This window comes from Phenylobacterium sp. RIFCSPHIGHO2_01_FULL_69_31, from assembly GCF_001824475.1.
In the GTDB taxonomy this organism is placed as follows: Bacteria; Pseudomonadota; Alphaproteobacteria; order Caulobacterales; family Caulobacteraceae; genus Phenylobacterium.
In genome coordinates, this window is the sequence record NZ_MHXN01000011.1 from 61598 (window position 1) to 85013 (window position 23416).

A 23416-nucleotide genomic window follows, 5' to 3' on the forward strand; every position below is an offset into this window, starting at 1 on the left:
GCTCCGCAGTCTGTCGCCGGCGGCTCAGTGTCCCCATCTGGCGCCGTCCGCCACCAGCAGTCGCCGCAACTTCGCCGTAGGGCGGGCGTTCTAAAACCGTCAGCAGAGGGAGGTCTTCATGCAAATTCGCAACGCCGATGAATACGAGGCCGCGCTTGAGGACGCCGTGCAACGGATGGACGCCGGCTCGCGCGGCCAAGAGGCCGACCCCACACTTTTCGAACTGCTCGCAGCGATCGAAGCCTACCAGCCCACGTTCCAGGCGCCGCCGGACGTCGCGCCCGGGCTTTCCGGTCGGGCCGGGGACCTCGTTGCTCGGGCCCGCGATCTCAAACGGGTCTACGAGGAGCACACCGGCGCCTCGTGGAACAGCCTGCCCATAGATGGCCGCGGGATCGGGCCGACGACTGGCGTCTAGGCGTCCGTCGACCCTTCAGGTTGCCCGGGATCGCCCTTCGGCGGCAGGGGATCGTCGCCCGCCGATGGCCGGATCATGCACAACCTTGTAGCGGCCGCTCAGGTGCGGGCGGCGATGGCTTCCAGGGTCTGGACGCGGCTGTCCAGGTCCTCGACGAGTTGGCGGGCCACCTCGCGAATGCCGGGCGCGTAGGCGTCGCCGCCCTCTGCGATCTCGGCGGCGAGCTGCTCCAGCTCGACCATGGCGCGCGACAGCGACTTCACGTGATCCTTGGCCAGTTGCTTGGCTTCGGCCTGCAGCCGGCGCACGCGCTCGGAGACGGTTTCAGTCTTGGTGGGAACGATCTTCAGTTCGTTATCGGCGACAACGGAGAGAGACGGAGACATCTTCGTGTACCTCAATTGGATCCCCAAGGTCGTTACGGCCGCGGACCCGTTTCGGATCACGCTACAGCCGACCTTGCTGCTAGAACTTACGTCCCAAACACAGCAGAGGTTCCCTGTCTCCAGCATGAACGGCGCCAGTTAACTCTGCTGGGGAGAGACGTGGGGATTCGGCGCCACGGTGTTTAGTTAAGGCCGCGGCGCAAGAGTGCTTCCGGAGCGGAAGAAGTGGGCGGCGTCGGGCGCCTAGCCGCCCTCTGCCAGTTCAATCTTCGCGCCCGGGATCTCGATCAGCCGATAGCGCGCCCCGGCCTTGAGGGGGCCGAAGCGCAGCGCCTTGGCGCGGTCGCAGACCAGCAGCAACTCGCGGCGCGGGTCGAAGCCTTCGGACCAAGTCTTGCTGGGGCGGATCGCGAGCTTGGTGCGGGCGCGCCCGTCGACCAGCAGGGTGCAGTAGGCGACGCGCTCGGCCTGGGTGTTGGTGACGGAAACCAGGGGCAGCTCTTCGGCGGCCGCGGCGGGTGCGCTCACGCAGAGGGCGGCGATCACGCCTCGGACCATCGTGCGCATGCATTGCTCCTTTGCAGCGAGGCGCGGAGCGTCGCGAGGCAGGGCAACGGCTGTCAAGCTTACGGCCGACGGATTGCGACGAGCGGTCAGGCGCGGTTGCGCGTCGCTCACGCTACAGCCTGCTGTTGACCGAGGCACTCGGTCCTGGCTCATTCGAAGCCGTGCAGTGGGGGCGTAGGCGATGGTGGCGGTTGCGGCGGATGTCGAGGCGCGAGGGGCGGACCCCAGAGCGCGGATTGGGACGATAACGCAGCTGCGCGGTGCCGCGGCGCGCGCGCGCGCGGCGGGCTGGCGGGTGCTGGTTGTCTGGCTGGGCCTGGCGGCAGGCGGGCAGGTGGTACAGCACGGCTTCGCCCTCATGGGCGTGGATGCGGCAGCGGCGCAGGCCGCGCCGGGCTATCTGGCCTATGCACTGGCCGCCTCTGGGATTTCGGGCCTGGGCGCGGCCTGGGCGATGCGGGTGATGAGCGAGCCGGCTCGATGGCTGCGGTTCGACAGGCCGCTCTTGGAGGGCGCTTTGATTACGGCGGGCATGGTGCTTTGCCTGATGGCGCTAGGCCTGTTGAACGTCCTGGTGGCCCAATCGGTCACCGAGCCGGGCATGATGGTGGTCGCGGGATCGAGCGTCGTGCTGCTGGCTCTTGTGCTGATCTGGGTCGGCATGCGGTTGACCCTTTGGCCGATGGCGCGCGTGGCGGGTCGAAAGGATATCACGCCGGCGATGTCGTGGCGGCTGATGCGGCGAGCGACGCGAGGCATGCTCCTGGGTTATGCTGTGCTCCTGATCCCGTTGATTGTGCTGCTGGTTCCACTGATGGTGGAGGCGGCCGCGGCGGGCGCACCGCCGAGCAGTGGGTCGTTGCTGGCGTCTCAGGCCGCGAGCGGTCTCTTCACTGTGCTGGCCTATGGGTTGGTGGCAGCCGTGTACACGCTAAGGGTGGAGAACCCGGCGACGGTGGCGGACGTGTTCGACTGAAGGCGCGCTTCGCGCGGAACACGGACCAACGCGGATCATCAGAGGACGGGCTCTGCTGCCTTGCAGGTCCGTGATGGTCCGTGGCTCTTCCGCCGCTTTACATCTTAGAGCCGCCCTTTGCGGAAGCGTTCCGCCGCTTCCGCACGCGCCTCGGCCTTCACGCGTTTCACGGCGCCCTTGTCGGCCGTCTCGCCCTCCGGGGTCAGCATCTCGTTGGCGAATTCGAGGTCGAGCATCTTCAGGCGCTTGATCTCATCGCGCAGGCGGGCGGCGGTCTCGAATTCCAGGTTGGCGGCGGCCTCGCGCATGCGGGCTTCCAGGTCCTTGAGCGTGGTCTTGAAGTTGTCGCCCATGAAGGGCTTGCCATCCTCGGCCACGCCGACCGGCACGGTGACGCGGTCGCTCTCGTAGTGGCTGGCCAGGATGTCCTTGATCTGGCTCTTCACGCTCTCCGGCGTGATGCCGTGCTCGAGGTTATAGGCCTCCTGCTTCTCCCGGCGGCGCTTCGTCTCGGCCATGGCCCGTTCCATGGAGCCGGTGACGCTGTCGGCGTAGAGGATGACCCGGCCGTCCACGTTCCGGGCGGCCCGCCCGATGGTCTGGATCAGGGAGGTCTCCGAACGCAGGAAGCCCTCCTTGTCGGCGTCCAGGATGGCGACCAAGCCGCACTCGGGGATGTCCAGGCCCTCGCGCAGCAGGTTGATCCCCACCAGGATGTCGAAGGCGCCCAGGCGCAGGTCGCGGATGATCTCGATCCGCTCCAGGGTGTCGACGTCCGAGTGCATGTAGCGGACCCTCAGGCCCTGCTCGTGCATGTATTCGGTGAGGTCCTCGGCCATCTTCTTGGTGAGGACGGTCACGAGGGAGCGGTAGCCGCGGGCGGCGGTCTCCCGCACCTCGGCGATCACGTCGTCCACCTGGCTGAAGCCGTTCTTGGCGACGGGGCGCACCTCCACCGGCGGGTCGATAAGGCCGGTCGGGCGGATCACCTGCTCGGCGAAGACCCCGCCGGTGCGGTCCATCTCCCAGCCGCCGGGGGTGGCCGAGACGAATACGCTGTCCGGCCGCATGGCGTCCCACTCCTCGAACTTGAGCGGGCGGTTGTCGATGCAGGAGGGGAGGCGGAAGCCGTACTCCGCCAGGGTGAACTTGCGGCGGTAGTCGCCCCGGTACATGGCGCCGATCTGCGGCACCGTCTGGTGGCTCTCGTCCACGAACAGCAAGGCGTTGTCGGGAATGTACTCGAAGAAGGTCGGCGGCGGTTCGCCCGGCCGGCGGCCGGTGAGGTAGCGGCTGTAGTTCTCGATGCCGGCGCAGGAGCCGGTGGCCTCGATCATCTCGATGTCGAAGGTGGTGCGCTGTTCCAGCCGCTGCGCCTCCAGCAGCTTGCCGTTGGCCACCATCCAGTCGAGGCGTTCCTTCAGCTCGACCTTGATCTGGTTGATCGCCTGGCGGAGCGTCGGGCGGGGCGTCACATAGTGGCTGTTGGCGTAGATCTTCACGCCGGCCAGGTCGTTGGTCTTGCGCCCCGTGAGCGGGTCGAACTCGGTGATGGCCTCGATCTCGTCGCCGAAGAGGGAGATGCGCCAGGCGCGGTCCTCGTAGTGGGCGGGGAAGATCTCCAGGGTGTCGCCCCGGCGGCGGAACGTGCCGCGCTCGAACGCCTGGTCGTTACGCTTGTACTGTAGCGCCACCAGGTCGGCCATCAGCCGCTTCTCGTCGATCCGGTCGCCCGGAGTCAGAGAGAAGGTCATGGCCGAGTAGGTTTCGACCGAGCCGATGCCGTAGATGCAGGAGACCGAGGCCACGACGATGACGTCGTCACGCTCCAGGATCGCGCGGGTCGCCGAGTGGCGCATCCGGTCGATCTGCTCGTTAATCGAGGAGTCCTTCTCGATGTAGGTGTCGGTCCGAGGGACGTAGGCCTCCGGCTGGTAGTAGTCGTAGTAGCTGACGAAGAACTCCACCGCGTTGTCGGGGAAGAAGCTTTTGAACTCGCTGTAGAGCTGGGCGGCGAGGGTCTTGTTCGGCGCGAGGATCAGGGCGGGACGCTGGGTCTCCTCGATGATCTTGGCCATGGTGAAGGTCTTGCCCGACCCGGTGACGCCCAGCAGCACCTGGTCGCGCTCGCCGCCCTCGACGCCGGACACCAGCTCGCGGATCGCGGTCGGCTGGTCGCCGGCCGGCTGGTAAGCGCTGGCCAGCTTGAACTTGCGCCCGCCCTCGCTCTTGTCCGGCCGCACGGGGCGGTGCGGCTTCCAGAGCATGGGCATGGTGTTTTCGTCGTAGTCGAACGCGGCCGACATGTCGGCGACGCCGGTTGGCTCAGCGGGGCGAGGCATGGCGTCCAAGGTAGGCGCTCCGGGGCAGGTTCGCCACATCCTGCGCAGAGGGCTGCTGACAGCAGAGTGTCAGCAGCCGGGCGCGAGGCGCCGATCAGAGGGCGAAGGAGAAGCCGCCATTGACCGGATAGACTTGGCCGGTGATCCAGCTCGACGCGTCCGAGGCCAGGAACTGGACCATGTTGGCGATGTCGTCGGGACGGCCGGGCCGCCGGATGATGTATTTTTCCAGCGTGCGCTTGAGCCGCTCGGGATCGCCGTTGAGGGTGCGCTCCACGGCGGGTGTCGCGGTGAGGGCGATCGCCACCGAGTTGGCGGTGATGCCGTAGCGGCCGAGCGAACGGGCGACCGAGCGCATGAAGCCCGCCGCGCCCGCCTTGGCTCCGGCATAGATTTCCAGGCCTGCGTCGCCCCACCGGCTGGCGTCGGAAATGACGGTGATGATCCGTCCGGGCGCCTGGCGCTCCAGCATGCCGGGGATCACCGCGGCGGTGCAGTTCATCACGCCGTAGAGGTTGACGCCGATGAAGCTGTTCCAGACCTCCGGCCCCGTCTCCCAGAACGGCTTTCCGAGCTCGGCGGAGGGATTGGCGCCGGCGTTGCCGGCGTTGTTGACCAGGATGCCGACGGCGCCGAGGTCGGCCGCCGCCTTAGCCACCATCTCCTTCACCGCCGCGTGGTCGGAGACGTCGCATTGCAGCGCCAGGGCCTTGCCGCCGGCGGCGCGGATTTCCTCGGCCACGGCCTGCGCACGGTCCAGAACGTAGTCGTTGACGACCACGCCGCCGCTGCCCTTCGCGTCGGCCAGTTGGAGGGCCACCTGCCGCCCGACGCCCTGGCCGGCGCCGGTCACGAGGGCGACGCGTCCGCCCAGGTCGAGGATATCGCTCATTCGCTTCACTCCCGGTGTGTAGTCCTTGCCGGGAAGGCTATCCGGGCTGACGTGGCGGACGGCGAGGGCGTTTCGAGGCTGACCCGGCGGCGGCTTGCGGGCGCGGCGCGGGCAGTCCAGTACAGTGTAAACGTCGAAGCCCAAGGAGGACGCCCGTGAAGACCCGCATCACCGAACTGTTCGGCATCGAACACCCCATCCTCCAGGGCGGGATGCACATGGTGGGCTATGCCGAGATGGCGGCGGCGGTGTCGAACGCCGGGGGCCTGGGCATCATCACCGGCCTGACCCAGGGCACGCCGGAGAACCTGGCCAAGGAGATCGCCCGCTGCCGGGAGATGACCGACAAGCCGTTCGGCGTGAACCTGACCTTCCTGCCGGCGGTGACCCCGCCCGATTATCCGGGCTTCGTCGAGGCGATCATCAAGAGTGGAGTGAAGGTCGTCGAGACGGCCGGCAACAATCCGCAGAAGTGGATGCCCAGCCTGAAGGAGGCGGGGATCAAGGTGATCCACAAGTGCACCTCCGTCCGCCACTCGCTGAAGGCCGAGGCGATCGGCTGCGACGCGGTCAGCGTCGACGGCTTCGAATGCGGCGGGCACCCCGGCGAGGACGACGTCGGCAACTGGGTGCTGCTGCCCCGGGCGGCCGAGGAGCTGAAGATCCCGTTCGTCGCCTCGGGCGGCTGCGCCACGGGCAGCCAGCTCGTCGCGGCCCTGGCCCTGGGCGCCGACGGGGTGAACATGGGCACCCGCTTCATCGCCACGACGGACGCCCCGGTGCACCAGAACGTCAAGGACGCCCTGGTCAAGGCCACCGAACTCGACACGCGCCTGATCATGCGCCCGCTGCGCAACACCGAGCGGGTGCTGACCAACGCCGGCGTCGAGCGCCTGCTCGAGAAGGAGCGGACCCTCGGCGACAAGATCACCTTCGCCGACATCGCGCCGGAAGTGGCGGGCGTCTATCCGGCCATCTTCAAGGAAGGGAAGATGGACGCCGGCGGCTGGAGCTGCGGCATGGTCGCGGGCCTGATCCACGACATCCCGACGGTGCAGGCGCTGATCGACCGGATCATGACCGAGGCCGAACAGATCATCGCGCGGCGGCTCGCCGGCCTGGTGGGGAAGACGGCGGTCCCGGCCTGACGGCGCCACAGGGGACGCCGTCCTGCTGACAGCGTCCCCTCGGCGTGGAACAAGTGCCGCGATGAACACGCCCGTGCAGAGCCTTCCCGCCTGGATGTACACCGACCAGGCCTTCTTCGAGCGGGAACGGGAGACCATCTTCCGCACCGCCTGGCAGGTCGTGTGCCACCTGAACGACATCCCCGAGGCGGGCGACTACCAGGCGTTCGACTTCCTGGGCGAGAAGGTGCTGACCGTTCGCGGCGACGACGGGCAGGTGCGCAGCTTCCACAACGCCTGCCGCCACCGGGCGTCGCGGCTGGCGGACGGGAACCAGGGCAACTGCGGCCACCGGATCGTCTGCCCGTATCACGCCTGGAGCTACGGCCTGGACGGGCGGCTGGCGCACGTGCCGCGCTGGCAGGGGTTCGACGGGCTGGATCCCGTCGAGTACGGCCTTAAGCCCATCGAACAAGAGATATTCCTCGGCTTCATCTTCGTGCGCTTCCAGAGCGGCCTGCCCAGCGTGGCCGAGATGATGGCGCCCTATGCCGACGAGCTGGCGCCGCACTGCCCGCCCGACCTCCAGCCCCAGGGCCGAGTGACGCTGCGTCCGCGGTCGGTGAACTGGAAGAACATCTCGGACAACTATTCCGACAGCCTGCACATCCCGGTCGCGCATCCGGGCCTGACCCGCCTGTTCGGCGCCAGCTACGGCATCGAGGCCGCGCCCTGGGTCGACAAGATGTGGGGCGACATCACCGAGACGCCGTCGCCCAACTGGGTGGAGCGCAACTACCAGGCCCTGCTGCCGAAGTTCGACCATCTGCAGGGGCGCGATCAGCGGCGGTGGAACTATTACAAGCTGTGGCCGAATGTGGCGTTCGACGTCTATCCCGACCAGATCGACTTCATGCAGTTCATCCCGATCTCGCCGACGGAGACCCTGATCCGCGAGATCGCCTATGTCCGCCCCGACGCCCGGCGGGAGGTGAAGGCCGCCCGCTACCTCAACTGGCGCATCAACCGGCAGGTCAACGCCGAGGACACGGTGCTGATCCAGCGGGTGCAGGATGGCATGGAGAGTTCGGGCTACGTTTCAGGGCCCTTGGGGCCGTCGGAGGTTTGTCTGAAGAGCTTCGCGGAGAAGCTCACCGCGATGATTCCCGAGGCCGCGGAGTAGGCGCCGCGGCCGCCCTGCAGCGGGTGCGGCACCCTTCAATACTGTTTGGCACATAGTATGCGATAGACACTGTGTACCGCACAGTGTATGACGCACAGCGCGATGCCGAACGACGCCGACATCTTCGAGACGCTGCGGCTGGAACTTCGGCGCGGGTCGCTGATCCTGGCCGTACTGGGACAGCTCCGCGGCGAGCACTACGGCTACACCCTGCGCAAGGCCCTGGCCGACGCAGGTGTGGAGATCGACGAAGGGGCGCTCTACCCGATGCTCCGCCGGCTGGAGGACCAGGGCCTCCTGACCAGCGAATGGCGCGTGGAGGAGCGGCGGAACAAGCGCTTCTACCGGCTCTCGGAGGAGGGCCGGGTCGTGCTCGGGCGGCTGGTGGAGGAGTGGACCAGGCTGAACGCCTCGGTCGACGCGATCCTGAGGGGAGCGCCGAAATGACCCATGACCTGATCGACCGCTACCTCGCGGCCATCGCCCGGGACCTGCCGGAACGCGAACGCACCGACATCGTGGCGGAACTGCGCGACGAGTTGATGTCGGGCGTCGAGGCGCGCGAGGAGGGCCTGGGGCGGCCGATGACGGAGGCCGAAACCGGGGCCATGCTTGTGGAGTTCGGCAACCCGCTCGTGGTCGCAGGCCGCTATCGCAAGACCCAGCACCTGATCGGGCCGCAGGTCTTTCCGTTCTGGTGGGCGGCGATGAAGGCGACCCTGGTGGTGATCGCCGCGGTGTACGTGATCCTGATCGTCGTGAAGCTCATCGGCGGCGGCGCCCTCAGCGCCAACGGGCTGGGCTCGCCCATCTCGACGATGGTGTTCGCGTTCGGGGTCGTGACCCTGGTGTTCGCGTTGATCGAGCGGTTCGGAGATCCGCAGAAGATGGCCCGGTGGCGGCCCGAGCGCCTGCCGCCCGCGGAGGGGAAGCGCGCCTCGCGGTTCGAGCTCCTCACCGAACTCGGAATGGGGATCGTCTTCCTGCTCTGGTGGACGGGCGCGATCCACTTCCGGGACGTCTTCGGCGATATCGGCCTGCAGGTCGAAATGGCGCCGGTCTGGCAGCGGTTCTTCTGGTGGATCGTGGCCTATCTAGTGGTGGAGCTCGCCTCCAACGTCGTGGCCTTGCTGCGGCCGGACCGCGTCCAGCTCGTCCGGTGGATGGTGATCTGGCGCAGCATGATGGGTGCGGCGATCCTGCTGGGTGTGATCCAGGCCGAGCGGTTCCTGATCGTGAGCGGTCCGGCCGGCAAGGCGCAGGCGATCTTCGAGCTGTGGATGCGGGTCGGTCTTGGCATCGCCATCGCTGTGTTCGTGGCGCGGGCCGCGATCGAGGCATGGCGCCTGCGCCAGGACGGCCTGACCAGCCGCGCGTCAGCGTAAGGCGCTAGAAGCCCCTCACGGCGTTCGCGGCCATCATCAGGACGCCCACCAGGGCGGCCACTGCAAGTAGAAGATTGCGCATTCGCGCCCTCCCATCGTCCTCGAGATGGGTACGAGCCGGAAGCTGCGCCAGATGCGTCAGGGCGCCGCGGATAAGTCTACTTGTCGACGCCCTTGCTGACGGCGGCGCCGATCGCGCCGCCAGCGGCCGCGCCGACCGGGCCGCCCACCACCGCGCCTGCGATCGCCCCCGTCGAGGCGCGCTGTTCGACGTTGTGGCCGCAGGCGGAGAGCGCCAGCGCTGCGGTGGCCGAAAGCAGGATGAGCGGGACGCGCATGGGAACCCTCCGTGTGTGCGCCTACAGAACAGCTGGGGTGCGCTACGGTTCCGCTTAAGGTTCGTGTGCGAAGCAATAAGGTAAACGAGGATCCTTGCAGAAGAATTCGCGGTTAGGTGAAGACTAGATCGCCTGGAACCGGAACCGTCGTGAATTGCCGTGTGTTGTCAGCGTTCTGCCCGCGCAGATCACGTTATCCCAGCCTCGGCGAAGCTGCGACCGTTAATGCTGCGACGCAAAAAAGTGTTGCCAGCAGCGCTTCCAGCATTCATACACCCTTCACCATTTGCCGTCGCCTCGCCCAACACGGATCTCGGGCCAGGCCTGCCGGCGGACGCTACCAGCACGAGCAGGGGCGACCGCGGCGTCAATGAGTTGGGGGGCGCATCTGCCCTCGCCGCTGAGGACCGTTCCCGTTTTGAAGTTCAGCACCAAGGTGCGCGCCGCATGGCGTGCGCCGATTAGCGCCGCTTTGGCGGGCGCAGGCGTCGGCCTGGGCCTGGGCGCCGTCTTTCTCGCCGCCGGCATGTCCGGCGAAGCTGTCGAACATACGCACGAGTTGCGTATGGCCGAGGCCGCGGCCAGCGGCTATGCCGGTTCGCGCCCCGAGGCTGGCGCGCCCGGACTGCGGTTTGGCTTGGAACGTTACGCGTTCAAGGCCGGCGCGGATGCGCAGACCGTGTCGGATCGCTTCGACAGCGACCGCGGGGCCGCGAAGGCGCGCCGTCGCGCAGACCTCGATTGCCTGACCGAGGCCGTCTATTACGAGGCCCGCGGCGAAAGCGCCCGCGGCCAGGCCGCCGTCGCCCAGGTGGTGATGAACCGGGTGAAGCATCCGGCCTATCCGAAGAGCGTCTGCGCCGTGGTGTTCCAGGGCGCCGGCCGCTCTGGCTGCCAGTTCAGCTTTGCCTGCGACGGATCGATGCGGAAGCGCCGGGAGAACCTGGCGTGGAACCGGGCCCGCGACATCGCCACCCGCGCCCTTTCCGGCGCGCTCCGGGCCGAGATCGGCTCGGCAACCCACTTCCATACGACGGCCGTCTCGCCGGCCTGGGCGCCTCAGATGCTGCGGGTCGCCAATGTCGGAACGCACGTCTTCTACCGCTTCTCGCCCCGTCGCCTCCGCGCGGCGCCGGCGGAGACGCCCATGGTGCAGCAGGCGGTGCTGACGTCGGAGGAGGGGGCCCACGTCCCCGAACTGCGGCTGATGCCGGCTCTGATGGAGAAGGCCGTGGCCGACTCGCTGGAGCCCGTGGCGACCTCGACCCCCGCCGCAACGACGCAGGGGAAGCCGGCGGCCGCGCAGGCGGCCCAGCCGGCGGCGGCCTCGGCCAAGCCCGCCGAAGCCGCCCTGCTCACATCGCCTCAACCTGCTGTCGCAGGCGCTTCCTGACGAGATCGGGTACGAGGCGGCTCAGCCATCCCACATGCCGCGCCTGCCCGCCCACGAGGTGATGTAGGCGCGGCTTGCGGGTCACGGCCGACCAGATGGCTTCGGAGACGTCCTCCACGGGGTAGACCGCCATCTTCTGCTCGCGCAGGGAGACCCGCAGGTCCTCGTTGCCGTAGAAGCGCGCCTTGTCGAGGAGGGGCGTGTCGATGAACCAGGGCATGACGCAGCGGACGCCTACGCCTACCCGCGCGAACTCGGCGTCTAGCGCTTCCGACAAGCCCCGCACGGCGAACTTGGTGGCGGTGTAGACGCTGGCCCGCGGCACGGCGACGACGCCGGCCACGGAGGCCACATTGACCACCTGGGCCCCCGGCGTGGCGGCCAGGAGGTCGAACGCGGCGCGGCAGCCGTTCAGGACGCCCTTGAGGTTCACGTCCACCTGCAGGTCGACCTCGTCCGGGGTCTGGGCCTCGAGATAGCCGCCTTTGGCGACGCCGGCGTTGTTCACCAGCACGTCCAGCCGGCCGCCGGTCGCCTTGGCGAAGGCGGCCAGCTCCCGCTTCCAGGCGCCGCGGTCGCGAACGTCCAGCCGGCTGGCGACGCCGTTGTCCGGACCGATGGCGGCCAGCGCGGTCGCAAGGCCCTTCGTGTCGATGTCCGCCAGGCCCACGAACCACCCGCCGTGGGCGAAACGCTTGGCCGTCGCCAGTCCGATGCCGCTGGCCGCCCCGGTGATGAAGATCGTTCGCCGACCGCTGGCCTGCGCCTTGCCGCTTGCCGCCATGCCTGAGTCCCCCTGAAGCTCCGCCGAATACACCGCGGCCGATGCGGAGAGGGAAGACCGATGGCTATCGACGCGCGAGAACAGCTCGCGAAGGACTTGCTGGGTTGCGCCTACGATGCGCTGAGCCCGGTGCAGCGCAGCGTGATCGATCTCATATCGACCGAGGCGCCGACGGACCTCCACGCCAGCCTGAAGCACGACGATCGCCGTCCGAGCGAGCGGCTGGCCGACAATGTGGCGGCGGTCGGCGGCTCGTGGGCCTTCATCATCGGCTTCGGCGTGGTGCTGTTCGGCTGGATGGCCTGGAACGTGGTGACACGGGGCTTCGGCCTGGCGTTCGATCCTTATCCGTTCATCTTCCTCAACCTGATGCTCTCGACCCTGGCGGCGATCCAGGCGCCGATCATCATGATGAGCCAGAACCGCGCCGCGCAGCGCGACCGCAAGGCTGCGGAGCACGACTACATCGTCAACCTGCGGGCCGAACTCGAGATCATGCACCTGCACGACAAGGTCGACGCCATGCGGCATCGCGAAATGCTCGGCATCATCAAGCGGCAGAACGAAAGCCTTCGGATCCTGCGCGGCCAGGGGACAGGCGGGGGCAAGTAGCCCGAGGGGCGGCCGCCGGTAACGGTTTCTTTCAGGCGCCCGTAGTCTTCTGCTCAATCGCCCGAGTTGTGAGTGAGCGGCATGCGTCCTGGACCTCTGCGGAAACGAGCCGGCTGGATCGCCGCGCTCGCCCTGGCGGCGCTGACGCCCGCGCAGGCCGCGGGCGCCGATCGCTGGCACGACCTCGCCACCCGCGTGATCGCCCCCATCGCGCAGGACGACCAGCTTCCCAACTCGGCGATCCCCATGGCGCTGGCGACGGACGGCCGCGGCTTCCTGTGGCTCGGCACCCAGAACGGCCTGGCGCGCTGGGACGGGGCGCAGTTCCGGGTGTTCACCGCCGAGCAGAGAGGCGCAGGGCACCTGCCCGACAGCCAGGTGCAGGTCCTGCACACCGACGCCGCGGGCCGGCTCTGGGTCGGGACCACCTCGGCAGGCCTGGCCCTCTACGATCCCCGGACCGACGGCTTCATCACCTATGCGGCGGGGCCGAAGGGGCTGGGGCACGTCAGCGTGGCGGCGTTGGCCGATGCAGGCGGCCGCAAGCTCTGGGTCGGCACCGAGGCCGGCCTCGACCTCCTGGACCCGGCGACGGGCGCGGTCACCCGAGTGGACGGCCGGAAGGGGGCAGTGGACATGCTGTCGGCGGGCGTCGCCGCCCTGGCCCAGGACCGTGCGGGCCGCCTGTGGATCGGGACGCCTAGCGGCCTGCTGCGGCGCACGCCGGACGGCGCCCTGACCGCTGTCAGGCTGCCGTCCCGCGGCGAGGCGCCCTCGGTGGTGGCCCTCACCATGGGCTCGGACGGACGGCTCTGGATCGGCACGGACGGTCACGGCGCCTTCGTGCTGGATCCCGCCACGGGCCGGGTGACCCCGATCGGAGCGGTAGGCCACGCGACCGCGGCTCAACGGGGCCCGCGCGTCCGTGCCATCGTCGAGGTCTCGCCGCAGGAGATGTGGCTGGGCGCCTATGACGAGGGCATGTTCACCGTGGATCCGGCGACCCTCGAGGGCCGGAAGCTGCGGCTGGGCAACGGAAGCCTGCTGTACGCGGACGAGAACATTCGCGCCGTGCATCGCGATGCGAACGGCCTGGTGTTCATCGCCACCAACAGCTCGTTGACACGCCACGATCCGCGGCGGCCGGCGTTCGCCACCCTCTTCGGCGGGCGGGCGTCCGGGGCAGCCCTGTCCCAGAAGAACCCGGTGGCGCTCTACTCCGCCCCGGATGGTCGCGTGTGGGCCGGGTATATCAGCGACGGCGTCGATCTGATCGACCCCCGGCGCGGCAGCCTCGTCCATGTGGCGCCGCAGCCCGGCGTGGCGGGGGCGTTGCCGAGGACGTCGATGCGTGGGTTCGCGGCGGCCCCAGGCGGCGATGTCTTCATCGGCACCGATGAGGGCCTGTACCGCGCGGACGCCAATGCCCGGCGCGCGCGACGGATCGAGATGCCCGGACGCAAGCCGAACGCGCGGGTCCAAGCCCTGACGCGAGCGGGTGACAGGCTGTGGATCGGCGGGCCGGACGGCGCCTGGGCCTATCGGGTGGGACCGGGGGACAAACTCGCGGCGCGCTTCACCGTGCCCGTGCAGCGCCTGAGCGACCGGCGGGTCAGCGCGATCGCCGAGGACCGGGACGGCAAGGCCTGGATCGGCACGTTCAACGGTCTCAACCGCTACGACCCGGCGACGGGTGCGGTCGAGCGCTTCGACGCGCCGGACGGCTATATCGCCAGCCTTCTGGTCGACCGCGCCGGCCGACTCTGGGTGTCGACGTTCGGGCATGGGGTGGCCGTCAGCCTGCCGGCCGAGCCCGGCCGCCCGCGGCAGTTCCGGCAGATCAGCCTCGACGAGGGCCTGCCCAACAGCAACGCCAACCGTGCGGTGGAAGACTACGCCGGCCGCATCTGGATCAGCACCGACAGCGGCCTGGCGATGATCGACCCGAAGACCCTGAAGGTGCAGGCCTTCCGCGTCGCAGAAGGCGTGGCGATCTCGACGTTCTGGACCGACTCCGGGACGATCACGCAGGACGGGCACATCCTGTTCGGCGGCCGCGGGGGCCTGGCCCTCGTGCATCCGGACCTTGTGCGGCCGGTCGCTTCACGACCGTCGCTCGCGATCACGGACGTGCGGATCGGCGGCGAGCGGGTCGGCGGCAATCCGTTCCTGGCGCTCGGCCCCAACGAAGCCCTGCGCATCCCGGCGGGCGCCCAGAGCTTCGAAGTGGGCTTTGCAGCGCTTGACTACACCGCGCCCGAGCGGATCCGGTACGCCTACCGGATGCACGGCGAGGCCAACTGGACCGAGACGGGCGCGGGCCGCCGCGTCGCGGCTTTCACCAACCTGTCCCCCGGCCGCTATCTCCTGGAAGTGCGCGCGTCCGACCTGTCGGGCCGGTGGACGCCAGAGGTGCTGCGATTGCCCATCAAGGTGCTGCCGACGTGGCACCAGACGGTGTGGGCCAAGCTGGCGGTCGCCCTGGCGCTCGCGGGCCTGGTGGCGCTGATCGTCTGGCGCCGGACCGGATACCTCCAGCGGCGCCGCGCCGAGCTGGAACGGCAGGTCGACGAGCGGACTCAGGCGCTCCAGGAACAGACCCGGGTGCTGGAGGCCCAGGCGGTGGAATTGTCCGGGGCCCGGGCCCGCGCCGAGGCGCTCGCGCTGGCCAAGTCCGAGTTCCTGGCGAACATGAGCTACGAGATCCGCACACCGATGAATGGCGTCATCGGCATGAACGCGCTGCTGCTGCGGACCAACCTGTCGCCCGAACAGCAGACCTTCGCGCGGTCGGTGAAACTATCCGCCGAAAACCTGCTCGTGATCATCAACGACATCCTGGACGTCTCGAAGCTGGACGCCGGGAAGATCGACCTGGAAGCGGTCGACGTGGACCTCGAGACCCTGGTCGAGGATGCGGTCGAACTGCTGGCGCCGCGGGCGCTGGAGCGAGGCCTGGAATTGGTGTGCCGGGTGGAGCCGGAGGCCCAGGCGCTCGTGCGGGGCGACTCGGTGCGCCTGCGGCAGGTGGTGCTGAACCTGCTGTCGAACGCGCTGAAGTTCACCGAGCAGGGCCATGTCCTGGTTTCGGTGTCCGCCCACGCCGGCGAGAGCGACGGCCGCCGCTTCCGGTTCGAGGTGGCCGACACGGGGACAGGCGTGCCGGACGAGGCGAAGACGCGGCTGTTCCAGAAGTTCCAGCAGGCGGACAACTCGATCACCCGGCGCTTCGGCGGGACGGGCCTGGGGCTGTCGATCTGCCGGCAGCTGGTGGAACTGATGGGCGGCCAGATCGGCGTTGCCGACCGGCCGGGCGGTGGCAGCATCTTCTGGTTCGAGGTCCCGCTGGAGGACGCCGCCGACCAGCCGCCGGCCCCGGCGCGCCGGCTGGCGGGGCGGCGCGTGCTGGTGGCCCGGACCCTGGCGGAGGCCCGGCGCGCCACCCGCGACGCCCTGGAGCGGGAAGGCGCCGAGATCGTGGACGCTCCGGGGCTGGACGCCACCCTGGCAACGCTGGCGGATCCGGCGGCCGGCTTCGACGTGGTGGTGGCCGACGCCAACCTCGCGGGCGAGGACAAGGCCGGCCTCGTGGAGGTGCTGCGCGCCCGGTCGGCCCGGCGGGACGTTCGCGTCGTGCTGATCATCGGCCTGGACGACGCCTCGGAAAGCCACCTCGAGACCCTGGACGCCGACGCGGCGCTCGCGCGGCCGGTGCGGCGGCGGGTGCTGGTGGAGGCGCTGGAGAGCCTGCTCGGCGGCGGGGCAGCGGAGTCCGCGGCACGTCCCGCGGCGGTGGAGGAGGCCGAAGCGGTGGCCTGCTCCGGCCGGGTTCTGCTGGCCGAGGACAATCCGGTGAACACCATGGTCGCGGTCACGGTGCTGCAGGCCATGGGCTGCGATGTGGACACCGTCACCAACGGGGCCGACGCGGTGGAGGCGGTGACCAACGGCGCCTACGACGTGGTGCTGATGGACGTGCACATGCCGCAGATGGACGGCCTGGAGGCCACGCGGCGCATCCGGGCCTCGAACGGTCCGGGGGCCCGGACCCCCATCCTGGCCATGACCGCCGACGCCACGGCCGAGGACCAGGACACCTGCCTGGCCGCCGGGATGGACGACTTCATCTCAAAGCCCATCAACATCGACCATTTCGCAGGCGTCGTGGCCGGCTGGATCGGGCGGCGCAGTGCAGACGAGGCGGAGCTGCCGGTCGCTGAGGTCGGCTAGGCCCGCGCGGCCCGGCGCAGGGCCTGGGGCGGCTGGCCGAAGGCGCGGAGGAAGGCGCGGCGCATCCGTTCGGGGTCGCCGAAGCCGGCCGCTTCTGCCACGCGGTCGATGGGCGCGTGTCCGGTCTCGACGGCCGTGCGCGCCGCCTCCAGGCGCAGTCGCTCGACCGCCTTGGCCGGCGTCGTCCCCGTCTCGGCGGTGAAGGCGCGGGCGAAGTTCCGCGGGCTCATCGCCGCTTCCGCGGCGAGCCGCTCGACGGTCAAGGCCTCGCCCAGGTGGGCGCGCATCCAGTCCATCAACTCGGCAAAGCGGCCTGAGCGGCCGCCCAGTTCGACCAGGGCCGAGAACTGGCTCTGCCCGCCCGGACGCCGCTGATGGACCACCAGCTGCTGCGCCACGCGACGGGCGACGTCGGCGCCCAGGTCATCTTCCACCAGGGCCAGGGCGAGGTCGATCCCGGCGGTGATGCCGGCCGAGGTCCAGACGTCGCCGTCGCGGATGAAGATGCGGTCGGCGTCCAGCTTCACCCGCGGGTAGCGGCGGGCGAAGTCGTCGGTCCGGCTCCAGTGGGTCGTGGCGCGGCGACCATCCAGCAGCCCCGCCTCCGCCAGGACATAGGCGCCGGAGCAGACGCTCGTCCGCCGGCGCGCGGTGACGTGCTTCAGCCAGCGGATGATCTCACCCAGCTCCTTCAGCGACCGCGTGCCGTCGCCGCCGGAGATCACGATCGTATCGAACGGCCCCTCGGCCAGCGGCTGGGCAGCGAACGCCACGCCCGCGGAGGATGTCACCTGGCCCCCGCCCGGCGCGAGGACGGCCAAGTCATAACTGCCGGGCCGGTAGCGCTCGGCGATCTCGAAGGCGGCGATCGGTCCGGCGGCATCCAGCAGTTGGAAGCCCGGGAAGATCACGAGGGCGATACGGCGGGCCATGGCGGTGTTCCGTTGGCAGGAAGCGCGGGAACTATGGCATTTCGGCCAGACCGCGCCAAGCCTAGGGTCCAGGCCTCAACTTGCAGGAGGCGCCGATGGCCAATCTGAAGATCGTGTTCGTGCTCTACCCGGGCGTCACGCACCTGGATTTCACCGGACCGCACCAGGTGCTGGTCCGCACGCCAGGCGCGGAGGTGATCGTCGCCTCGCTCGGCGGCCAGGATATCGAGGCGGAGGGCCTGGTTTTCACCAGGCTGGCCGACTTGGCGCAGATCGAGCGTTGCGATGTCCTATGCATCCCGGGCGGCTTCGGCACGACCGAGGCCATGCAGGACGAGGCGTTCATGGCGCAGGTCCGCCGGCTGGGCGCGGGCGCGACGTATCTCACCTCGGTGTGCACCGGCTCCTTGATCCTGGGGGCGGCCGGCTTCCTGCAGGGGCGCGAAGCGGCCACCCACTGGGCCTGGCGCGAGCTGCTGCCGGGCTTCGGCGCCCGGGTGTCGGAGGCGCGCGTGGCGCGGGACGGCAACGTGATCACCGGCGGCGGCGTGACCGCGGGTATCGACTTCGCCCTGGTTCTTCTGGAAGAGCTCGCCGGGCGGGACTACGCCGAAGCGATCCAGCTCGGCCTCGAATATGCGCCGGCCCCGCCCTTCAACGCCGGGCGTCCGGAACTGGCGCGGCCGGAGGTTCTGGCGGCGGTGAAGGCCCGGATGGCCGCCGCCATCGACGGCCGCGCGGAGGCGGCGGCCGAGGCGGCAGGCCGGTTGCAGCCCGCCTAGAAAGCGAACTGACTGCGCAGGGAGACGATGTCGACGTCCTGGCCGACCTCGACGCCGGTGGCGTTGAGGCGGTCGACGTCGACGCGCTGGTACTGGGCCTGGAAGCGGTAGACGGCGTTCGGGTACCAGTTGAGGCTGACCGTCGCGACGGTCTGCTCGCCGCCGCGCACGCCGCCGGCCGGGGCCGCCGCGCCGGCCGAGCCGGCGCGGTCGTTGAGGTCGAGGACGCTGTAGCGCGCCGCGATCTCCCACGCGCCCCAGGTCCCGTCGGCCGGGTTGAAGTTCTTGGCCGGCTTGACGCCCCTGAAGCCGCCCGACGCGCTGTTCCAGCCGTGGCTCTCGCCCGTGATCGTCCAGGCGCCCTGGACGTACCAGCCGTCGAAGCTGGGGTTGAAAGCGGCGATCCGGTCCAGGTCGACCCGGAAGGCTTCCGCCGAAATCTGCAGGTTCCGGTACTGGGCGCCCAGTTCGAGGCCGTAGGCCGTAAGCCCCGAGGCGGCGAGGGCGCCGGTGTCGACCAGGCGCGTGCCGTCCACGCGCAGTTCCGGCCGTTCCCGCAGGCGCAGCTGGGTGACCTTGGCTGCGCCGGCGCCGGTGTCGGCGACCTCGAACACGCCCTGGACGTTGGCGCCCACGTGGATCGCGTAGTCCTTGCCGGCGATGGGGTTGAGGGCGATGCGGCCGAGGTAGCCGGCCTGCTCGTCGAACTCGCCCGAGCCGCCGACGAGGCCGCCCGTCAGCACGGCCGAGGCGTACCAGCGCTCACCGTTGAACAGGGCGCCGACGCTCGACCGGGCGTCGCCGCCGGCCAGGTTGCGCACCATCTCGGCAACCGCGGCGCGCTCGAGGAACAGGCCCTCAGTATTGCTCGTGGCGTCTTCCAGGCCGGTGGGCGTCGCCCAGGCGCCGATGCGCAGACGGGCATTCACCCCGTCGGCCGGCTTCCAGCCCGTGTACTCAATATAGCCGGCGTTGAGCTGGGCGCCCTCCGTGCCGCTGCCGCCGAAATCGGCGGTCAGGACGTAGTTCCAGTGCTTGGCCACCGTGCCTTCGACGCCCAGCCGGGCGCGGCGGAAGTTCGTGCCGGAGTTCAGGTCCGTTGCGCCGGGCGGGGTGTTCCGGCTGTCGTAGGCCGCCGCGTCGAACTGGACGATGCCGCGGAGGGCGAACTTCTGGCTGCCGTCGGCGCTGGTGATGGTCGGCCGGCCGTTGGAGAGCGTGGCGGTGGCGCCGAGCTTCTTGTTCACCTCCTGATTGGCCTTCTGGGTCTCGGCCTTCAGTTCCGACAGCTCTCCCGTCAAGGCCGCGATCTTGGCTTCGAGGGCTGCGATCCGCTCGTCGCTCGTCTGCGCCAGGGCCGGCGCCGAGGCGCTCGAGATCAGGACGGCGAGCGCCGACGTTCGCAGTAGCTTGCTCATTGGAGGAGGACCCTTTGTCCGCGACAATTTCGTGACGTCCTTAAGATCGCAGAGGTGAACTGCTGGTCAACATCGTCACAACCAGAACGTGAATATCCGAATTCCCGAGGGAAAACTGAGGTCTGCGACATACTGTCCCAGCCTTTCAGGCGGGTCCTTAATCGGGAGGTAGTAAACGCCGAGCAGTGTTGGGTTGAACTGCTCCACCTCTCGACCGACAGGACTCAAGGTGAAATTCAGCAACGTTTCGATCTCCGCGAAGCTCATCCTGGTCTTCTCCGGAATGCTGGCCACGATCGCTGCCGGCGGTCTCGGGCTCTACCTGACGAATGCGGAACTGGCTGCGTCGGCCGCCCGCACCGAACGCGCGCGGCAGGTGCTGTCGGCGACCCAGGACGCCACTTTCCGGCTGGCGCGGCAGGAGAACTCGCTGCGCGGCTTCCTGCTGTCGGGCGACACCTACTACGTCAAGCGCATCAACGAGGCCCACAAGGTCAAGTTCTTCGAAGCGATGAAGGCGCTGCGCACGCTGACGGCCGGAAACGCGGAAGAGACGGCGATCGTCAAGAAGGCGGACGCGGCGTTCGCAAACTACGAGAAGGTGGCCCTCAACATCGGCATTGCGCTGGGATCGGACCCGATGACGCGCGAGCAAGGCGTCGCGCTGGTGAGCAACGACGGCGTCGCGGACAAGGCCATCTCGCCGGTTGAAGACGCGTTGGGCGCCCTGGAGGAGGCGGCGACCAAAACCCAGGAGCGGGAGGCGGCTGCGCAGGCCGGCGCCATGCAGCGCGTGACGTTCGGCCTGATCGGCGGGGTCATCCTGCTGGGCGTGCTGGCGGCGGTCTGCGGCGTGATCCTGTCCCGCTCGATCGCCACGCCCGTGCGGGCCATGACCCAGATCATGCGCAAGCTCGCTGCCGGCGACAACGACGTCGTGGTGCCGGCCGCCGACCGCAAGGACGAGGTGGGCGACATGGCCAAGGCCGTGCTCAGCTTCAAGGAAGGCGCCCTGGCGCGCCTGCGGCTGGAAAGCGAGGCCGAGGTCTCCCGGGAGGAATCGACCCGCCAACGCGCCGCCACCGAGGCCGAACGCGCCCGGACCCAGGCGGAGCAGACGGCGGTCGTGCAGGCCCTGGCCCAGGGCCTGTCGCGCCTGTCGGCCGGCGACCTCACCTATCGCATCGATACGGCCTTCAACGGCTCGTACGAGCAGCTGCGCAACGACTTCAACAGCGCGGTCTCCAACCTGGAACGCACGATGGGCAAGATCCAGGAGAACTCGAACGCCATGTCGGCAGGGTCGGGCGAGATCAGCCAGGCGGCCGACAACCTGGCCCGCCGCACCGAGGCCCAGGCCGCCAGCCTGGAACAGACGGCCGCGGCGCTGGACGAAATCACCGCCACCGTTCGCAAGACCTCGGAAGGCGCCCAGCAGGCGGACAAAGTCGTCACCGAGGCCCGCGCCAGCGCGGACGCCAGCAGCGACGTGGTCGGACGCGCCGTCTCGGCCATGGACGAGATCTCCTCGTCGTCGAACCAGATCGGCCAGATCATCGGGGTGATCGACGAGATCGCCTTCCAGACCAACCTGCTGGCGCTGAACGCCGGGGTCGAGGCGGCGCGCGCCGGTGACGCCGGCAAGGGCTTCGCGGTCGTCGCCTCGGAAGTGCGGCAGCTGGCCCAGCGCTCGGCGGAGGCGGCCAAGGAGATCAAGACGCTGATCGGCGTTTCCACCCGTCACGTGGGCGCCGGCGTGGAGCTGGTCGGCCAGACGGGCGAGGCGCTGCAGCAGATCTTCGACCAGTTCAACCAGATCGCCCAGCTGGTCACCCAGATCGCAGCCTCGGCGCGCGAGCAGTCGTCGGCCCTGGGTCAGGTGAACACGGCCATCAACCAGATGGACCACACCACCCAGCAGAACGCGGCCATGGTCGAACAGAGCACCGCGGCGAGCCACACGCTCCTGCGCCAGGCTCGCGACCTCAGCCAGCTGATCAGCGCCTTCAAGGTGCACCCCGGCGCCGGCAGCCGCCCCGTGGAAGCCGAGGCGGTGCAGTTCAAGAAGGCGAGCTGACGGTCACCGATTGCGGGGTGCGTAGGCGATCATCTGGATCTCCACCACCCCGTCGTCCGCCAGGAGGCCCGTCGTGCCGACCGCCGTCCAGGCGGGGTGCGGCGCAGCCATGAACTCGTCCTTGGCCTTGGCGAAGGCGGCGAACTGCTCGTCGCGCGTGCCCTTGAAGCCGGGACCGTCCCAGACGTGAAAGGTGTTGATCATCGCCACATCGGCGAAGGTCAGCCCCTCGGCTTTCAGCATCGCCTCGATCGCCCGGAAGGCGCGGCGGGTCTGTTCGGTAAAGGCCGGTCCGTCGCGCTCCGCCGCGCCGCGGGGCCCGGCGATCACACCTGAGATGTAGAGGAAATCCCCGGCGCGCCGCGCGGGGGCGTATTTCAACCCGTCATAGGCCTGCTGCGCGCCGGCGCTTGGGATCACGACTTCTCCGCCGGGGGCGGGGATCAGCTTCGGGTAGCCCGCGGCAGGGTCTTGCGCGTGGGCGGCGGAGGCGACCGCTACGAAAGCGGCGAGAAGGGCTGGCTTGAGCATGGGCCCAGGCTACGCCGTCGCCGCGCGCCTGGGCCAATGACACCTCGTTAATGCGACGAAGGCCGCAGGTGGCCCGACGAACGACGCCGGGGCCGGTCCAGCCAGGGGCCCAGGTGGAAGGCGGCCATGAGCAGGTACATGGCCGTCATGCCGCCCAGGGGAGATCCCGGCAGGGCAGAGCAGATTGGATCCGCCGGCCCCCCGGCCCCCAGCCCATTGAGCAGCGCCATGGCCGCGAAGGTCGGGGCGGCTGCGAGACCGAGGCCGCGGGACACTCTCACGCCTTGGCGCTCTCTTTGCGGAAGGCGGCCTCTCCGGCGTCGGACACCGCCACCCACGCCGGATCGGGCGCGGCCTGGGGTTCGTAGGCGTCGTGCCAATTCCACCACTTGTAGGTCGGCGTCTGGGGATAGCCCCCGGGCGAGTCTTCCCAGAGCTCCTGGCGGCCGAGGGGGGTGATGTCGAGGTAGTTCCAGGTGTTGCCCATCTGCTCGTCGCCACGGTTGTTGACGAAGTAGGTGCGGAACACCCGCTCGCCGTCGCGGTAGAAGACGTTGGTGCCGTGCCACTCGGCCACGCCGACGTCGGCGTCGAAGCTGTCGGTGATCGTGAACCAGGGCATCGTCCAGCCCATCCGGGCCTTGAGGGCGGCGATGTCCGCCTGGGGCGCGCGGGAGACGAAGACGAGGGTGGTGTCGCGGGCGTTCAGGTGCGCGACGTGGGCGACCTGATCGGCCACAAGTGAGCAGCCGCGGCAGGCGCGTTCGGGCCAGCCGAGCACGCCCGGCTCGAAGAAGGCGCGGTAGACGATCAGCTGCCGGCGGCCGTCGAACAGGTCGACCAGCCTTGCCGGGCCGTTCGGGCCTTCGAAGACATAGTCCTTTTCGACGGCGAGCCAGGGCATCCGCCGGCGCTCGGCGGCCAGCGCGTCACGGGCGCGGGTCATCGCCTTCTCTTTCACGAGTAGCTGCGCACGCGCGGCTTCCCACGCCTCGGGCGAGACGATCGGAGGGGTATTCATGAGTGAACTCTTGCGCTTGGAA

Annotated in this window: 22 protein-coding genes; 11 read left to right on the forward strand and 11 right to left on the reverse strand. The window is 69.3% G+C overall.

What is annotated here, in order from left to right; all coding sequences use genetic code 11:
- The first annotated feature begins 118 nt into the window (after positions 1–118).
- Positions 119–418, forward strand: coding sequence for a hypothetical protein (locus tag A2790_RS07785; RefSeq protein WP_293389549.1), 300 nt, complete (start codon positions 119–121; stop codon positions 416–418).
- 98 nt (positions 419–516) lie between these two features.
- On the opposite strand, the gene A2790_RS07790 is transcribed toward A2790_RS07785, so the two are convergent.
- On the reverse strand, positions 517–804 hold the full coding sequence (locus A2790_RS07790; protein ID WP_068879242.1) for a hypothetical protein: 288 nt from the start codon (positions 802–804) through the stop codon (positions 517–519).
- A gap of 243 nt (positions 805–1047) precedes the next feature.
- Positions 1048–1371 (reverse strand): hypothetical protein, encoded by a 324-nt coding sequence (locus A2790_RS07795; protein ID WP_293389552.1) that lies wholly within the window; start codon positions 1369–1371, stop codon positions 1048–1050.
- 181 nt (positions 1372–1552) lie between these two features.
- On the opposite strand from A2790_RS07795, the gene A2790_RS07800 reads away from it, so the two are divergent.
- A complete protein-coding gene (locus tag A2790_RS07800) occupies positions 1553–2347 on the forward strand; it encodes a hypothetical protein (protein ID WP_293389554.1) in 795 nt (264 codons plus the stop codon).
- Between the two features lie 104 nt (positions 2348–2451).
- Here A2790_RS07800 and uvrB read toward each other — a convergent pair whose 3' ends face one another.
- Together uvrB and A2790_RS07810 are read right to left on the reverse strand one after the other, a co-directional pair.
- Positions 2452–4689 carry an excinuclease ABC subunit UvrB gene (gene uvrB / locus A2790_RS07805; RefSeq protein ID WP_293389556.1) on the reverse strand — a complete coding sequence of 746 codons (2238 nt, stop codon included), beginning with the start codon at positions 4687–4689 and terminating at the stop codon, positions 2452–2454.
- Positions 4690–4783: 94 nt separating this feature from the next.
- Complete coding sequence (locus A2790_RS07810; protein ID WP_293389558.1) at positions 4784–5581, reverse strand: SDR family oxidoreductase; 798 nt, start codon at positions 5579–5581, stop codon at positions 4784–4786.
- Between the two features lie 155 nt (positions 5582–5736).
- Between A2790_RS07810 and A2790_RS07815 the strand changes: the two genes are divergently transcribed.
- From A2790_RS07815 to A2790_RS07830, 4 genes are all read left to right on the forward strand, one after another.
- Positions 5737–6729 (forward strand): nitronate monooxygenase family protein, encoded by a 993-nt coding sequence (locus A2790_RS07815; protein ID WP_293389560.1) that lies wholly within the window; start codon positions 5737–5739, stop codon positions 6727–6729.
- A 61-nt stretch (positions 6730–6790) separates the two neighbouring features.
- Positions 6791–7891 carry an aromatic ring-hydroxylating dioxygenase subunit alpha gene (locus tag A2790_RS07820; protein ID WP_293389563.1) on the forward strand — a complete coding sequence of 367 codons (1101 nt, stop codon included), beginning with the start codon at positions 6791–6793 and terminating at the stop codon, positions 7889–7891.
- 102 nt (positions 7892–7993) lie between these two features.
- Complete coding sequence (locus A2790_RS07825) at positions 7994–8338, forward strand: PadR family transcriptional regulator (RefSeq protein WP_293389566.1); 345 nt, start codon at positions 7994–7996, stop codon at positions 8336–8338.
- Positions 8335–9276, forward strand: a complete 942-nt coding sequence (locus tag A2790_RS07830; protein ID WP_293389569.1) for a hypothetical protein — start codon at positions 8335–8337, stop codon at positions 9274–9276. The genes A2790_RS07825 and A2790_RS07830 overlap by 4 nt, the downstream gene beginning before the upstream one ends.
- 158 nt (positions 9277–9434) lie before the next feature.
- Here A2790_RS07830 and A2790_RS07835 read toward each other — a convergent pair whose 3' ends face one another.
- Positions 9435–9614, reverse strand: a complete 180-nt coding sequence (locus A2790_RS07835; RefSeq protein WP_293389572.1) for a hypothetical protein — start codon at positions 9612–9614, stop codon at positions 9435–9437.
- A gap of 418 nt (positions 9615–10032) precedes the next feature.
- Here A2790_RS07835 and A2790_RS07840 point away from each other — a divergent pair, with 418 nt between their 5' ends.
- Entirely contained in the window at positions 10033–11007 is a 975-nt protein-coding gene (locus A2790_RS07840) for a cell wall hydrolase (protein ID WP_293389575.1), read from the forward strand.
- Here the strand turns inward: A2790_RS07840 and A2790_RS07845 are convergent.
- Positions 10970–11791, reverse strand: a complete 822-nt coding sequence (locus tag A2790_RS07845) for an SDR family oxidoreductase (protein WP_293389578.1) — start codon at positions 11789–11791, stop codon at positions 10970–10972. The genes A2790_RS07840 and A2790_RS07845 overlap by 38 nt on opposite strands.
- Positions 11792–11851: 60 nt before the next feature.
- Between A2790_RS07845 and A2790_RS07850 the strand changes: the two genes are divergently transcribed.
- A complete protein-coding gene (locus tag A2790_RS07850; RefSeq protein ID WP_293389581.1) occupies positions 11852–12403 on the forward strand; it encodes a DUF1003 domain-containing protein in 552 nt (183 codons plus the stop codon).
- An 81-nt stretch (positions 12404–12484) separates the two neighbouring features.
- Positions 12485–16633, forward strand: coding sequence for a hybrid sensor histidine kinase/response regulator (locus A2790_RS07855; RefSeq protein ID WP_293389584.1), 4149 nt, complete (start codon positions 12485–12487; stop codon positions 16631–16633).
- Here the strand turns inward: A2790_RS07855 and A2790_RS07860 are convergent.
- Positions 16630–17565, reverse strand: a complete 936-nt coding sequence (locus A2790_RS07860; RefSeq protein ID WP_293389586.1) for a GlxA family transcriptional regulator — start codon at positions 17563–17565, stop codon at positions 16630–16632. The genes A2790_RS07855 and A2790_RS07860 overlap by 4 nt on opposite strands.
- Before the next feature lie 95 nt (positions 17566–17660).
- Between A2790_RS07860 and A2790_RS07865 the strand changes: the two genes are divergently transcribed.
- Entirely contained in the window at positions 17661–18347 is a 687-nt protein-coding gene (locus A2790_RS07865; RefSeq protein ID WP_293389589.1) for a DJ-1/PfpI family protein, read from the forward strand.
- Here A2790_RS07865 and A2790_RS07870 read toward each other — a convergent pair.
- Positions 18344–19765, reverse strand: a complete 1422-nt coding sequence (locus A2790_RS07870) for a porin (RefSeq protein WP_293389592.1) — start codon at positions 19763–19765, stop codon at positions 18344–18346. The genes A2790_RS07865 and A2790_RS07870 overlap by 4 nt on opposite strands.
- Positions 19766–19994: 229 nt before the next feature.
- Between A2790_RS07870 and A2790_RS07875 the strand changes: the two genes are divergently transcribed.
- Positions 19995–21842 carry a methyl-accepting chemotaxis protein gene (locus A2790_RS07875; protein ID WP_293389595.1) on the forward strand — a complete coding sequence of 616 codons (1848 nt, stop codon included), beginning with the start codon at positions 19995–19997 and terminating at the stop codon, positions 21840–21842.
- Positions 21843–21845: 3 nt separating this feature from the next.
- On the opposite strand, the gene A2790_RS07880 is transcribed toward A2790_RS07875, so the two are convergent.
- Genes A2790_RS07880 through A2790_RS07890 form a run of 3 tightly spaced genes read right to left on the reverse strand, consistent with a single transcriptional unit; the run spans position 21846 to position 23394 of the window.
- Positions 21846–22373, reverse strand: coding sequence for a Rid family hydrolase (locus A2790_RS07880; RefSeq protein WP_293389598.1), 528 nt, complete (start codon positions 22371–22373; stop codon positions 21846–21848).
- 47 nt (positions 22374–22420) lie between these two features.
- Positions 22421–22648, reverse strand: coding sequence for a hypothetical protein (locus A2790_RS07885; RefSeq protein WP_293389601.1), 228 nt, complete (start codon positions 22646–22648; stop codon positions 22421–22423).
- Positions 22649–22650: 2 nt separating this feature from the next.
- Entirely contained in the window at positions 22651–23394 is a 744-nt protein-coding gene (locus A2790_RS07890; protein ID WP_293389603.1) for a DUF899 domain-containing protein, read from the reverse strand.
- Positions 23395–23416: the final 22 nt, after the last annotated feature.